General features: G+C 59.6%; 13 protein-coding genes. 4 read left to right on the top strand and 9 right to left on the bottom strand.

The window, feature by feature from the left end; all coding sequences use genetic code 11:
- Window position 1: 1 nt before the first annotated feature.
- The 9 genes from mutS to sppA all read right to left on the bottom strand — a co-directional run bounded on the left by mutS (window position 2) and on the right by sppA (window position 10,380).
- On the bottom strand, window positions 2–2,716 hold the full coding sequence (gene mutS, locus RAC79_RS01200) for a DNA mismatch repair protein MutS (RefSeq protein ID WP_174038754.1): 2,715 nt from the start codon (window positions 2,714–2,716) through the stop codon (window positions 2–4).
- A 127-nt stretch (window positions 2,717–2,843) separates the two neighbouring features.
- Entirely contained in the window at window positions 2,844–3,725 is an 882-nt protein-coding gene (locus RAC79_RS01195) for a GNAT family N-acetyltransferase (RefSeq protein WP_065654580.1), read from the bottom strand.
- A 94-nt stretch (window positions 3,726–3,819) separates the two neighbouring features.
- The gene (locus RAC79_RS01190) at window positions 3,820–6,066 is read right to left on the bottom strand and encodes a hybrid sensor histidine kinase/response regulator (RefSeq protein WP_174038753.1); all 2,247 of its coding nucleotides are present in this window, start codon (window positions 6,064–6,066) and stop codon (window positions 3,820–3,822) included.
- A gap of 55 nt (window positions 6,067–6,121) precedes the next feature.
- Window positions 6,122–6,610, bottom strand: coding sequence for a signal peptidase II (gene lspA, locus RAC79_RS01185; RefSeq protein WP_078051339.1), 489 nt, complete (start codon window positions 6,608–6,610; stop codon window positions 6,122–6,124).
- Window positions 6,610–7,470, bottom strand: a complete 861-nt coding sequence (locus RAC79_RS01180; RefSeq protein WP_174038752.1) for an RNA methyltransferase — start codon at window positions 7,468–7,470, stop codon at window positions 6,610–6,612. The genes lspA and RAC79_RS01180 overlap by 1 nt, the downstream gene beginning before the upstream one ends.
- Window positions 7,467–8,600, bottom strand: coding sequence for a class I SAM-dependent methyltransferase (locus tag RAC79_RS01175; protein ID WP_174038751.1), 1,134 nt, complete (start codon window positions 8,598–8,600; stop codon window positions 7,467–7,469). The genes RAC79_RS01180 and RAC79_RS01175 overlap by 4 nt, the downstream gene beginning before the upstream one ends.
- A 93-nt stretch (window positions 8,601–8,693) precedes the next feature.
- Window positions 8,694–9,035, bottom strand: coding sequence for a LapA family protein (locus tag RAC79_RS01170; protein WP_065654584.1), 342 nt, complete (start codon window positions 9,033–9,035; stop codon window positions 8,694–8,696).
- 62 nt (window positions 9,036–9,097) lie between these two features.
- Window positions 9,098–9,424: an integration host factor subunit beta gene (locus tag RAC79_RS01165; RefSeq protein WP_219256707.1), complete on the bottom strand. Its 327-nt coding sequence runs from the start codon at window positions 9,422–9,424 to the stop codon at window positions 9,098–9,100.
- A gap of 2 nt (window positions 9,425–9,426) precedes the next feature.
- Complete coding sequence (sppA, locus tag RAC79_RS01160) at window positions 9,427–10,380, bottom strand: signal peptide peptidase SppA (RefSeq protein WP_174038999.1); 954 nt, start codon at window positions 10,378–10,380, stop codon at window positions 9,427–9,429.
- 234 nt (window positions 10,381–10,614) lie between these two features.
- Between sppA and lptC the strand changes: the two genes are divergently transcribed.
- The 4 genes from lptC (at window position 10,615) to rpoN (ending at window position 14,494) form a co-directional block, all read left to right on the top strand.
- Complete coding sequence (gene lptC / locus RAC79_RS01155; RefSeq protein WP_374996846.1) at window positions 10,615–11,280, top strand: LPS export ABC transporter periplasmic protein LptC; 666 nt, start codon at window positions 10,615–10,617, stop codon at window positions 11,278–11,280.
- A gap of 13 nt (window positions 11,281–11,293) precedes the next feature.
- A complete protein-coding gene (locus tag RAC79_RS01150; protein ID WP_003503784.1) occupies window positions 11,294–11,857 on the top strand; it encodes an LptA/OstA family protein in 564 nt (187 codons plus the stop codon).
- A gap of 9 nt (window positions 11,858–11,866) precedes the next feature.
- Window positions 11,867–12,676, top strand: coding sequence for an LPS export ABC transporter ATP-binding protein (lptB, locus tag RAC79_RS01145; RefSeq protein ID WP_003520083.1), 810 nt, complete (start codon window positions 11,867–11,869; stop codon window positions 12,674–12,676).
- A 267-nt stretch (window positions 12,677–12,943) separates the two neighbouring features.
- Complete coding sequence (gene rpoN / locus RAC79_RS01140; RefSeq protein WP_142844087.1) at window positions 12,944–14,494, top strand: RNA polymerase factor sigma-54; 1,551 nt, start codon at window positions 12,944–12,946, stop codon at window positions 14,492–14,494.
- The last annotated feature ends 85 nt before the right edge of the window (window positions 14,495–14,579 follow it).

The raw sequence follows: 14,579 nt of genomic DNA, 5'->3' as shown, positions 1-14,579 counted from the left end.
CTTAAGCCTTGCCAAGTTCTTTCTTCAACGTATAGAGCGCGTCCAATGCCTCACGCGGCGTCATTTCGTCGGGGTTGAAGCCTTTCAGAGCTTCCTCCAGCTTCGATGGTCCGGCCTTGCGGGTTTCCTCGCGGCGAACCGCGATCTGGAACAGCGGCAGATCGTCGATCAACTGGCTGGCCGGGTTCTTGCGGTCGGCATCTTCAAGCTTCGTCAGCACCTCGCGGGCGCGTTCCACCACCGATGCAGGCAAGCCCGCAAGCCGGGCCACCTGAATACCATAGGAACGATCCGCAGCACCCGGTCCGACCTCGTGCAGGAAGATGACGTCACCTTCCCACTCCTTCACCCGCATCGTGGCATTGGAAAGGCGGCCGAGCTTTTCCGACAGCACGGTCAATTCGTGGAAGTGGGTAGCGAAGAGACCACGGCAACGATTGACCTCGTGCAGATGCTCCACCGCCGCCCAGGCGATGGAAAGACCGTCAAAGGTCGCCGTACCCCGGCCGATCTCATCCAGAATGACCAGTGAACGATCCGTCGCCTGATTGAGAATGGCGGCGGTTTCCACCATTTCCACCATGAAGGTCGAGCGGCCGCGCGCCAGATCGTCCGATGCGCCGACACGGGAAAACAACCGGTCGACGACGCCGATATGGGCGGCTTCCGCCGGAACGAAGGAACCGATCTGCGCGAGGATGGCGATCAGCGCATTCTGGCGCAGGAAGGTCGATTTACCGCCCATATTTGGGCCGGTGAGCAGCCATATCGCGCCGTTCTTACCACCGTTGACGGCTGACAGATCGCAATTATTGGCGATGAAGGGTCCGGCAGACTGTCGCCGCAACGCCTGCTCCACCACCGGATGCCGCCCGCCCTTGATCGCAAAGGTCATGGAGGCATCAACAATCGGACGGCAATAGGCCTGTTCGGTCGCGAGATAAGCAAGGCTAGAGGCGACATCGATCACCGCCAGTGCCAGTGCGCCGGCCTTGATCGCTTCCGCCTGTTGAACAACGGCCTTGACCATGCGCTCGAAGGCTTCCAGTTCCATGGTCAAAGCTTGCGCAGCGGCATTGGCAATGCGGCTTTCAAGATCGGCAAGCTCGGTGGTGGTGAAGCGCATGGCGCCCGCCATGGTCTGGCGGTGGATAAAACGCGCCTTGGCCTCGTCCGTCGCTATCATCACATCGGCATTGCCTGCCGTCACCTCGATGAAATAGCCAAGCACATTGTTGTGCTTGATCTTGAGCGACTTGATGCCGGTCTCATCGGCATATTTCAGTTGCAGCCCGGCAATCACCCGGCGCGACTGGTCGCGAAGCGCCCGCACCTCGTCGAGTTCGGGATTGGCGCCTTCACGCAGGAAGCCGCCATCACGCTTCAGAAGCGGCAGATCGTCGGCAAGCATCGAGCCGAGCATGGCTTCGAGACCGCCGGGCAGGGCTTTCAAATCCGCGAGCGCCGCCGCCAGCTCGTCCGGCAACAATCCCTGATCGAGAATGGCGGCAATCTTCTCGGCAGAAGCCAGCCCCTGCCTGATGGCGCCGAGATCGCGCGGGCCGCCGCGCTCCAGCGCAAGGCGGGAGAGCGCACGCGGCATATCCGCAACCTGTTTCAGCGCATCACGCAGGCCGTCACACAGCGAGATGTCATCGATCAGATAGGCCACGGCATCGAGGCGAGCGTTGATCCTTTCCGGGTCGGTCAAGGGCGACATCAGCCGCTCGGCAAGAAGCCGCGCGCCACCGCCTGTTACCGTGCGGTTCAGGGCATGCAGCAGCGATCCGTCCCTTTCGCCCGACAGCGTCTTCACCAGTTCCAGATTGGCGCGGGTGGCGGGATCGATGAAAAGGGTCGAAGCGGCGCTTTCGCGCTCCGGCGCACCAAGCGGCGGGCGCTCGGCGATCTGGGTTTTCTCGACATAGGCGACGGCAGCGGCGGCGGCCGCCATTTCCACCCGCGAAAAGGTGCCGAAGCCGTCCAGCGTCGAGACGCTGAAATAACGCGCGATGCGCCCTTCCGCCGTGGCGCTGTCGAAGAGGATCGCCGGCTGCGGCACGGCCACGCGGCCAAGCACATCGAAGACCGGCCGCAGTTCCTCGTCATGGAAGAGGCTGTCGGCGACGATCAGCTCGCGCGGATCGATGCGCCAGATATCGGCCAGAAGCCGCGTCAGCGTCGTTTCCGCCAGACGGAAGACGCCGGTGGAAATATCGATCCAGGCGAGCGCAAACTGCGCCTCGGCACTGCCGCGAATGCGGGCGAGCGCCATCAGATAGTTGGATTCCGTCGGCGATAGCAGTTTTTCCTCGGTCAGCGTGCCGGGCGTGACAAGCCGCACCACATCACGCTTGACCACGGATTTCGATCCGCGCTTCTTGGCTTCCGCCGGATCTTCCACCTGTTCGCAGACGGCGACGCGATAACCGCGCAGGATGAGTTTCTGCAGATAATCATCCGCCGCATGGACGGGGACGCCGCACATGGGGATATCATGACCCATATGCTGGCCGCGTTTCGTCAATGTGATGCCCAGAGCGCGGGAGGCTTCGACCGCATCGTCAAAGAACAATTCGTAAAAATCGCCCATGCGGTAGAACAGCAGCGAACCGGGATTGTTCGCCTTGATCTCGATATATTGCTCCATCATCGGAGTGGCCGTCGCGCGGCTCTCTTCCGAGATCAGGGAAGCGGTTGTCAGAACGTCCGTCAATGGCCTGCCGATGTCATATCGTGTTGCGGAAAAGAAGGGCCGACACTAGCGGCAATCTCCACCTCAACACAACACGCGCGGGAACGCTGCCCACAGGAACATCCCGCCCGGCTGCGCCGAAACCCGGTCAGCCGTTGATGCGCTCGGCCTCGCCGCCATAATAGCTGATGTAACGGCCGGCAATGGACGAAACCGGCAGGACTACGAGGACGTCTGTGGTATTGAAGGCATGGTCCACGACCGCGCCGGAGCCGAACATGGCGCCAAGGCGCATATAGCCTTTGATCAGCGGCGGCATGGCGTTCAGCGCCTTGCGGGCGTTGAGCGCTTCGGCCGGAACGAGGTCCATCTCATGATAAAGCTCGGGAAGGGCGGAGGCCTCCCACTCGCCCTTGGCCACGCAATTATGGTGCAGGAAGGACAAGGCAAGCGCGTGGGCTTCCGGCTGCACGCCGGGGAAGGAGGCGCAACCGATCATGGCATCCATGCGGTGTTTCACGGCATAGGCCCAGTTGCCCTGCCACAGAAGCTCGACGGTGCGTTTGGTGCGATATTCGGGCAGCACGCAGGAACGGCCAAGCTCCATGAAACGCTTGCCGGGATGGCGCGCAACGAGACCGGCGATGTCGAATTCGCTGGCGGAATAAAAACCGTTATTGGCAAGCGCGATTTCCTGCCGCAGCAGGCGATAGGTGCCGACGATCTGGTCTTCGCTGTCGCCTTCGATCGCCTTGTCGAGCACCAGCAGATGGTCGCAGACGCTGTCCCAGGCATCGATGTCGCGCTTGCGGCGCATGGCTTCCGCGGGAAGCCGCGCCTTCATTTCCTCGACGAAAACACGGTAACGCACGGATTGCGCGGCATCGATCTCGCGTTCATTTCTGGCGAGCCGTGTTTCCAGCGTGCCGATACGGCCGAAAAGACCCTCATTGTCCTGAGCTGCCTCGGGACGAGGATGAATGACAACATTGTTTTCACAAATGTCGTGATTGAGGATTTCGGCAACCATGGGGAATCGCTCCGCCACCAAAGAATTTTCCTGTCATAAATCACTAATTGACGACAGAATAGTGACAAAATGCCGCCAGCGCGAGTCTGTCAAGTTATGATAGCGACAGGCGTTTCGCCTCCAGCAGACGGCGAATTTCCTCAACCAGCCGTCGCGGGTCGGCAGGCTTGGTCAAAACCGCACCGACACCGGCCTCAAGCAGGATTTCGGCAGTCGCGTCACTCGCATCTGCACTGAGCACGATGACGGGAATATTTCTTTCGCCCTTCAGCGTATGGAGAAGGTCGGGAAGCACATCGAGCCCCTCGCCGCCCGGCATGTTGAGATCGGAGACGATGAGGTCAGGCAAGCGGGATGCGCCCGGCTCCACAGATTGCCGCAACGCCTCAAAATCCTCGACAGCGCGGACGATATAGCCGCTTTTTTCCAGAACGGCGCGGATGATGCGCTGATTGACGGCATCGTCTTCGGCCACGAGTATCTCGATACCGCTCGCCCCTTCCGCCACCCGTGAGGAAAATCCCACATCCGGGTGGTTGTCGTTGATGGCGTCGCGCCGCTCAATGCCGCGCAGACGGCCGCACAGGACGTCGATCAGGGATTTTTCCCGTAATGGCCGGATCAACCAGGCATCGAAGGCCACATGCATGGTCGACGGCCGCTCTTCGGGGCTGACCAGCAGCGTGCGGCGGATATTCTGTTGCGGCCAATCCCTCAGGGCGTCCCTGAAGAGCGGCGAAATGCGCCGGTCGACGATGATGTCGGTGAGGTCGGCCACCCGTGTGGCAGAACTCTTCCTCAGCTTTTCCAGATCCTCAGGCTGATGGATGAGAGTGCATTGACCGCCGAAAGCCTCGATCGCCTCCATCGTCACCGCCGCCGCCACGCCCTTTGGTGCGATGAGCAGGACATTTGTATGCCGCAGGCAATGAGGCCTTGCCGGATCTGCCATTTCGGCAGGCGCGCCCGCGGGGCGAAACGCCAGTTTGAAAGTGCTGCCCTTGCCCTTGCGGCTCGAAACCGTGAGGCGGCCGCCGAATTCCCGCACGATACGGGCGGAAATCGCAAGTCCAAGGCCGGTGCCGGCGCTTCGCTGCGACAACGGGCCCGCCTGCTCGAATTCCCCAAAAATACGGGCCTGTTCCGCCCGGCTCATGCCCGGGCCGGTATCCTCGACGGCAATGTGCAATTCGTCGTCGGCCATGCGCGCCCGGATGACGACGCCGCCTTCCTGCGTGAATTTGACGGCATTGCCGAGGAGATTGAAGAGGACCTGACGTAGCCTCGCCGGGTCGAAATCGAGATGATCGGGCACATTCGGCGCAACGAAGGAGGTTATTTCTATGCCTTTTTCATGGGCGCGATGGGCCAGCATCTCGACGATGCTCTCGATCAGCCGGCGCAGGTTTTCCGCGCGCGGATTGAGCCTGAAGCGGCCGGCCTCCATGGTCGAATAATCCAGCAAATCCTCGACAAGCTGCACCAGCGACTGGCCGGATTGCCGCATGCCATCGAGATAATTTCGCTGCTCCTCGTTGAGCCTCGTCTGCGACAGAAGATGGTTCATGCCGAGCATACCGGAAAGCGGCAGGCGGATTTCATGGCTTACGGTGGCAAGCAGCCGCGCCTTTTCGGCATCGGCCTTTTCGGCGCGCAGCCGGGCGTCCTCGCGCTCGCCGAGCGCAAGCCGCTCTTCGGTCACGTCTCTGGCGATGCTGCTGATGAGGAGACGGCTGCTTGCCAGATCGCGGGTCACGACATCATGCCAGGAAAAGATGCGCTGACCGAACGTGGTTGCGATCTCCACATCATAGGCATGGACCTTGTCGCCCGGACGGAAAGCGATGCCGATTTCCTCGCAGCTCAGCCCTTCGGGGGCCGCACAGCCGGTCATTTCGCGAAAGATCCGGTTCGCTTCGACAATGCGCCTGTTCATGTCACGGATCACGACGATATCGCCCATGAATTCCTGCATCTCTGCAATCAGAGAGCGGTTTTGCGTTTGCCGCAGCCGAAGATCGGAATCCGCAGCCCGTGCGGTGGGTTGATGGAAAGATTCATCAAAGAGCGCATAGAGCAGCACACCGACGAGAACCGCGCCAAAGAAGGTCGCCAGCGCAACGGTAACCGCATAAGGCACCGCAAGCGCGATCAGGGCTGCGGAAAAAGCCCCGACCGATAACGACGCGGCGACATAGAGCGCAATCGACCTGGTATCGGTCGCATGTTCTTCATCAGCATGGCGCGTTGTTGCCTCGACACGATCCGCCGGCTGCGCCGCCGTCGCGGCCAGGCCCAGCTCGTCTGAAACCTTCTGCCGAAGTCTTGCCAGTTCGCTCATAGGCAACCGCTACCACGGCAGCGGTTTTGATATGTTTGGCTGAAACCCTAAAATTTTACTTTTTAGCCGTCCGGGCGTGCAAAAACTCGTCGAGAATGACGCAGGCTGCGCCGATGGTTATGAAACTGTCAGCCAGATTGAAGACCGCGAAAGACCATGTCTGCGTATGAAACAGGATATAGTCGATGACATGTCCATAAAAAAAACGGTCGAGCAGATTGCCGGCAGCACCTGCGATAATGAAGGCAAAGCCGAGATGGGCAAAGGTGCGGTCCGCCGCCGTCTTGCGCCACAGCCATAAGACGAAGACCACGATGACGAGCCGCATGCTGACGATGAACCAGCCATGCATGTCCTCCAGCATCGAAAAGGCCACGCCGAGATTATAGGTGCGGTAAAGCGCCAGGAACGGGGCAACGGGAACCATCTCCTGCAGCGGCAGATAGGCTTCGACCAGCTGCTTGACGATCTGGTCCAGCACCAGTGCGGCGACGATCAGAGCAAAGGCCGGGCCGAATTTCGAGAACAAAGCCGCTTTGGGCATTACGTCACCGGTGCGAGTTCGAGGAGATGTCGCCGTGCTTCAAACAGCATGACGGCAGTTGCGATGGCGAGATTGAGGCTGTCGGCGCGGCCCTGCTGGGGAATGCGCGCGAGCTGGTCGGCCTTGCCGGCGAGTTCCGGCGGCAGGCCGGATTGCTCATTGCCCATCAGGAGCACGACCGGCTTTCCGGCATAGTCGATCTTTCGGTAGTCAACCGAGCCGGCCAGATGGGTGGCAACGACGCTGACATGTGCCGATTTTTTCCAGGACAGGAATTCCTCGACCGAAGCGCGGGCGACGGGCGTGGCGAAGACCGACCCCATGGTGGCGCGCACCGTTTCCAGCGAAAACGGATCGGTGCAATCCCCGACGAGAATGACGCCCGAAGCGCCCGCCGCATCAGCCGTGCGGATGATGGTGCCGAGATTGCCGGGATCGCGAACCCGGTCGAGCGCGATATAGGTCTCGCCCTTTTCCGGGCGGATATCCTTCAGCGCCTTCCATTTCTGTTCGAAAATGCCGACGACCATCTGTGGATTGTCGCGGCGGGTGATCGAGGCGATAACCTTTTCGCTGACTTCGAGCACCAGACCGCCCGATGCGACCGTCGTCACCGCCGCCTGCTCCACCAGCGGCTTGCCCTTGGCGGCCTTGGCATAAACCAGCGTCTTGATCGTCCAGCCGAGTTCAAGCGCGTCGATGACCAGCTTCAGGCCTTCCGCCATGAAGGTGCCGGTCTCTTCCCTGCCCTTTTTCTGGGTGAGCGCCTTGATATCCTTGATGATGGGATTGGCAAGGCTCGTCACTTCCTTGACCTGGCCAACCCGGCGCGTGGTGTTTTCGCGCATATCTTTCATCATTTCGGCTCCCAGCGGCTGAACAGCGATGTGGAAAGCACACGGCCCGGCGTCTTGCCATCAAGCCCGGCTTCGCGAATGACCAGTTCGCCGGACGCGACGACGCCACCGGCGCCGCGCATGGTTTCACGCATCAGTTCATGCATCGAATAGAAGCTGGCCCGGATCGAATAGGCCGTAAGCACAAGGCCGAGCGCCTTGGGCGACAGGATTTCGCGGCAGATATCGAGCATCAGCGGCAGATGGTCGAACAATTGCCAGACCTCGCCATGGGTGCCGCGGCCGAATTTTGGCGGGTCGGTGAGGATAATGTCGTATGTGCTGCCGCGACGTTCCTCGCGCTGGATAAACTTCATCGCGTCTTCGCAAATCCAGCGGATCGGCGCCTGTTCAAGCCCGGCAAGTGCCTGATTTTCCTTCGCCCAGCCAATCGCCTTCTTGGAGGCATCCACGTGGGTGACTTCAGCGCCTGCGGCCGCCGCGACCAGCGACGCGACGCCGGTGTAACCGAAGAGGTTCAGCACTTTCAGCGGACGGTCGGCGGTCTCGACGGCATTTTTCAGCCATTCCCAATGAACGATCTGTTCCGGAAAGACGCCGACGTGACGGAAAGCGGTGAAACGGCCAAGAAATTCAACCCCGAGCAGGGAAAGAGGCCAGGTTTCACCCAGAGCCGCCTTGGGGAAACGCCAGCGCCCCATACCGTCCTCATCCGTGTCGCCGGTAAAGACGGCATCGGCATTCTGCCACACACGATCAGGAACGGAAGGCTGCCACAGCGCCTGCGCCTCGGGACGAACGACGCGGTAGTCACCGTACTGTTCGAGCTTCAGGCCGTTGCCGCTGTCAATCAGATGAAAATCGCCCGCGCCGCTTGATTCCAGAATGACTGGAACCTGTTCTGCCGGCAGTTCACCGGTGCGCTGCATAAGCGCGCGCGCAGGAACCTGTTCAACAGCGACCGCTACAACGGTTTTTTCCTTCGGCGCGGCCTTCTGCACGTTGCGCACCGCATCGGGCTCGCGCCTTTTCGGTGCGGCATCCGCACGGCGCGCCGGCTTTGCGGCATGGACCTGTTTTTTATCGCTCCCGGCGCGCGCGCGATTGCCCGGCCGGCTGTCTTTTTTCTTCAATGGAAATCTTTCCGCTTCTGCCCGCGTCTTATTGCGCCAGCAAATAGCATTCCGAACGCCGCTCGACTAGAGCCGGAGCGACCGTCGGCACCATCACTTTGCCGGGAGTTGGCCCGCATGCGGCAGCTGCCCGGTTGCGGCCGCCTTCTGGCGGTTTGCCTCATCGTGCCAGCGAACGGCTTCTTTCGCCTCGATACGGGCGCGTTTGCGATGTTTGCCCTGGGCGAACCATGTGGCCGCCGATCCCAGCAGCACACCGAAAATGACCGCCAGAAACAGGAATACGAAAAACGGTGCGGTGAAGGACAGAACGCCATCTTCCGGTCGGAATGGATTGAGCGCCAGCGTCACGGATTGACGATTGGCCACGCACAGGATGACGAGAATAATCGCCAGCGGAAGCAGGATGATGAGGTTGATGATTTTTTTCGACATCCGAGAATACTCCATCGCTGCGGGGCTCCGCTCGCTCCGTTTCCGGCGCGGGCTGAGGACGATCAATCGTCCTCTTCGTCACCCATGCCGGGGTTCAGGCGCTCGCGCAGTTCCTTGCCCGTCTTGAAGAAAGGCACCCATTTTTCTTCGACGAAAACCGACTCACCCGTGCGCGGGTTCCGACCGGAACGCGACGGACGGTTTTTCACCGAAAATGCGCCGAAACCACGAAGCTCGACACGATTTCCTGCCGCCAGGGCGTCGGTGATTTCATCCAGCACCGCATTGACGATGTTTTCCACGTCACGGTGATAAAGGTGCGGGTTACGCGCAGCAACGATCTGCACCAGTTCAGACTTGATCACGGTTGCCCCCTGAAAGAATTGGATTTTTAACGCGGCTCAACCTGCCAAACGGAAACAAGACCGTCAAGAAACAACTTGTCCGTACCGAGCTGGCCGGGGCCTGCGAAGGGAATTAAATCGTCATATCCCAGAAACTTCGCTATTTGCGCAACACTGAAAACCGCAAAAGGCGAGCGGGATGATGGCGCACGCCATTCGACGATCGGCAAATCCTTGGCAACACCGCGTGTTTCGAAATAGGCGCGAATTTCCTTTTCGCCTCCAAGCGTATCGACCAGCTTGTTGGCGAGCGCCTGCCTGCCGGTGAAAATCGATCCATCCGCCAGTTTCAGCACGTCTTCGCGCGGCAGCTTGCGGCGATCGGCCACAAGATCGACGAACCAGCCGTAGCTGTCCATTACCATGGCGCGGATCATCGTCTTCGCTTCCTCCGGCGCCTCGTGGAACGGCGAAGGCTCCGCCTTCATCGGCGACGACTTGATTTCCTGCAACGAAACGCCGAGCTTTTCCATCAACGGGCCAAGCTGGGGGTACTGAAAGATCACGCCGATCGAGCCGGTTATCGAGGTCTCGCCGGCGACGATGACATCGCCTGCCGATGCGATCATATAACCTGCCGAAGCAGCGAGCGTGCGCACATCCGAGACAACCGGCTTCTTTTCCGCAACGCCACGAATGGCCTTGAAGATGCGCTCACCGCCATAGGTGGTGCCGCCTGGCGAGGAAATCGACACGATCAGCCCTTTGACGTTCTCGCTCTTGGCGATCTTGTCGAGCCGCTCGAGAAGTTCGGTATTGTCGGTGATCAGGCCGGAGACCTCGACGCGGGCAATATGGGGCTTCGCGCTTTGCTGCGGTCCATCCCATAAAAACCGGTAAAGACCGAAAGCGCCGGCGACAAGCAGGAGAACGGCGGCAACCCGCCAGAAAGTCAGCTTGCGGCGCAACCGCCTGCGATCCGCTATCGCCATGTTGTCCATAAAAACCTCTGTCATCCGCTTTTGCGCTTCAGGCCATATGGTTCTTCTAACGCGAAGCCGCAAGGAAACAATAAGGAAACCAGAATTACGATAAAATTCGCATTTCCCTTGCACCTCTCCAGACAAAAACCATATTGGCAGGACAAAGCACTCATGCCAAAGACATTTAGATAGAGACACAAGCTTCGATTGTGCGCCACAATGGTGCCCTAGAAGCATTCCGGACCCACTCTTATGCTCGAAAGACTCCGCGAACCCGCGCCAGCATTTTCGCTGCCCAATGACCAGAACGGCGCCTATGACACCGCGCTGCGGCATTCTGCGCGCGTAAAGCGGCTGAAAATCATTCTGCCGCTCGGCGCGGCAATCATTTCGTTAGCTTTCATCGCCGTTTCGGTTATCCGAACCTGGGCGCCCGATGAGGTCTCTCTGGAGAGCGCCCGAATTGAAGACGGCAAGATCGTGATGGAAAAACCCGCTGTTGCCGGCCGCAACGAGAAGGGGATCGATTATTCCATGAACGCCGACCGTGCGTTGCAGGACATCGCCAACCCCAATCTCATGACGCTTGAGAAGGTTCTGGCGGCAGTGCCGGTGAACGACAGTGTCGCGCAGGTGATCGCCCAGGAAGGCATTTTCGACCGGGCGACCAACAAGCTGAAGATGACCGCCCCTTTTGACATCAATCTCAGCAATGGCATACAAGCGAAGTTCCAGTCTGCGGATGTCGATCTGAAGGCCGGAAAAATGAGCAGCCAGGAGCCGGTTTCGATCAAAACAAACGACGGCTCGATTGTTGCGCAATCGATTGACATCGCCGATAATGGCAAGACAATTACATTTTCGGGGCAGGTACGGGTACGTATCGCTGCATCCAATATCAAGAATGAAGGCAAGTGAGAGCCCGGTCCAGATGATGCAAATTTCCCGTCCCGTTTCCCTTGGCAAATCCGCCGGCCTTGCAGCCGCAGGCCTTGTCTTTTCCTGTCTTGCAACTGTGGCTTTCGCCCAGAACACCACCAGCAACATGCAGGGCGTCAAACTCTCCGGCGACCAGCCTATCGCGATTGAAAGCGATCAGCTCGAGATTCGCGATCAGGAGCGCAAGGCCTATTTCACCGGCAATGTGAAAGTGGTGCAGGGAACGACCACCCTTCAGGCCGGCAAGATGACCGTGAATTACAAGGGCGAGGGTTCTTCGCTCACCAGCGGCGACGCCAATATCGAAAAAATCTTCGTCGACAATAATGTCTATCTGACGTCCGAGACCCAGAAGGCGACGGCCGATCACGGCGAATTCGACATGGCGGCGCAGACCTTCATCCTGACCGGCAAGCAGGTCGTGCTGTCCGAAGGCACGAATGTCTTCACCGGCTGCAAGCTCACCGTTCTGATGAATACGGGACAGGCCAAGCTGGAAAGCTGCGGCGGCCCTGTCCGGATCATGCTCGATCCGAAATCGCAGAAAAAACAGTAGTCTTTCCTCGTGAAGATACCCTCGATCTCAAAGATATTCGGCGGCGGGCGCAGCCGATCCGCGGATGCGGCCTCGCCGGCGGACAAGACCCCCTATCAGGGCACGCTGATCGCGCATGGCCTGACGAAGACCTATAATACGCGCCGTGTCGTCAACGGGGTTTCGCTGGTCGTGCGCCGAGGCGAGGCCGTGGGACTGCTCGGCCCGAACGGTGCGGGTAAAACCACCTGTTTTTACATGATCACGGGCCTGGTGCCCGTGGATACTGGCAAGATCGCCATCAACGGCAATGATGTCACCACCATGCCGATGTACCGGCGCGCCCGTCTCGGCGTCGGTTATCTGCCGCAGGAAGCATCGATCTTCCGGGGCTTGACGGTCGAGGAAAACATCCGCGCCGTGCTGGAAGTGCATGAGCCGGACGCTGCCAAGCGCAACCGCAAGCTCGATGAGCTGCTGGAAGAGTTTCATATCGCGCAACTGCGGAAGTCGCCTGCCGTGGCGCTTTCGGGTGGTGAGCGGCGGCGTCTGGAAATCGCGCGCGCACTCGCGACCGATCCGACCTTCATGCTGCTCGACGAACCTTTCGCGGGCGTCGATCCGATTTCGGTCAGCGATATCCAGAATCTGGTGAGACACCTGACAGCGCGCGGCATCGGCGTTCTCGTGACCGATCACAATGTCCGTGAAACGCTCGGTCTTATCGACCGCGCCTACATCATCCATGCCGGCGAGGTGCTGACGCATGGACGTCCGGACGATATCGTCAACAATCCGGATGTACGCCGCCTCTATCTCGGCAATAATTTCAGCCTTTGAACGCCTGGAGCGGGATCGCGAAAAGCGTCTGCGGTTTTCGCTTGAAATCCCGCTCTAATTATATGATCTAGATCATGATTTAAGATTTTAGGTCGTTTCCACCTAAAATCATCGTGATCGGCGCGCGAAAGATTCTTCATCGCGCCCCGCCCTGACGCTTGACCAAACAAGATAAAAAAGCAATTTTTGGGCCAAGTTCCGTCGTCTCAGTAAAATTTCTGGAAAATCAGGCGATGGAGAAGCTGTAAGGGGAGTTTCGCGTCCGCCATGGCATTGTCTGCCAGCCTTTTGCTGCGTCAAAACCAGTCTCTCGTGATGACACCGCAACTGATGCAGTCCATCCAGCTGCTTCAGATGACGCATTTCGAGCTGACGCAGTTCATTGCGCAGGAGGTGGAGCGCAATCCACTGCTGGAAATTGCGGCAAACGATGGCGATTTGAGCAGCGATGCCCCGGCAGAGACTGAGAGTTTCGGTGACGTGGACGGCGAAGGCCCGGAGAGATCCGCGACGGTGACGTCCGACAGCGACGACTGGTATGGCGACCGCGCCGCAAATCTCGGCGAGCAACTGGACACCAGCTTCGAAAACGTCTTTCCCGACGATGCCGAGCCCAGAAAGGCCGATGCGCCCGAACTGGCCGGCCAATGGAAATCCATGCCCGGCCAGGAGTCGGGGGAAAGTTACGACCTCGACGATTTCGTCGCGGCCAGACAGAGCCTCGGTGACCATCTCAATCAGCAACTGCCGCTCGCCATATCCGCCGCCGAGGACCGGATGATCGCCGATGCGCTGATCGGCCAGCTTGATGAGACCGGCTATATTGCGGCGGATGCCGTCGACGACGTCGCCGAACGGCTGGGAGCGGCACCGTCAGCGGTCGAGCACGTTCTGAAGACGCTTCAGGGTTTCGACCCACCGGGTGTATTCTCCCGCTCCTTAAGCGAATGTCTGGCAATCCAGCTTGCCCAGAAGGACCGGCTCGACCCGGCAATGCGGGCTTTCGTCGACAATCTGGAACTTCTGGCGAAACGCGACTTTGCCTCCTTGAAAAAAATCTGCGGCGTCGATGAGGAAGATCTTCTCGACATGCTGGCGGAAATCCGCACGCTCAATCCCCGCCCCGGCGCGGGTTACGATTCGATGGTTTCGGAGACCATCGTTCCCGACATTATCGTTCGTCCCTCCTCCACCGGCGGCTGGCTGGTGGAAATCAATCCCGAGACCCTGCCGCGCGTGCTCATCAACCAGAGTTATTTCGCAGAGGTGTCTAAACATAAGGCACGTGCAGGCGAGGATCAGGATTTTCTGGCCGAGTGCATGCAGACGGCGCATTGGCTGACCCGCAGCCTCGATCAGCGCGCCCGGACAATCATGAAGGTCGCGACGGAAATCGTGCGCCAGCAGGACGCCTTTCTCGTCAATGGCGTGGATCATCTGCGCCCGCTGAACCTCAAGACGGTGGCCGACGCCATCAAGATGCACGAATCCACCGTCAGCCGGGTGACATCGAAAAAATACATGCTGACGCCGCGCGGTCTGTTCGAGCTGAAATATTTCTTCAGCGTGTCGATCAGCGCCGTGGAAGGCGGAGACAGCCATTCGGCAGAAGCGGTGCGCCACCGCATCAAGGCCATGATCGCACAGGAGGCCGCCGAGGCGGTTCTTTCAGACGATGATATCGTCGACAATCTGAAAAAGAGCGGCATAGATATCGCCCGCCGCACTGTCGCCAAATATCGCGAAGCGATGAACATCCCCTCCTCCGTGCAAAGGCGCCGGGAAAAGAAGGCGATGGCCAAGCTGTCCGCCTTCTGAGGGGCGGCCGCGATCACGTTTATGGCGGTTTTTTGCCGCACCATTGACTCTCGTCACGGCAAGGGCTAGAAGCCCGCCGCACACG

The organism is Agrobacterium sp. LR_9, assembly GCF_041954855.1.
GTDB classification, from domain to species: domain Bacteria; phylum Pseudomonadota; class Alphaproteobacteria; order Rhizobiales; family Rhizobiaceae; genus Agrobacterium; species Agrobacterium leguminum.
This window is presented reverse-complemented; position numbering and strand designations above follow the sequence as displayed.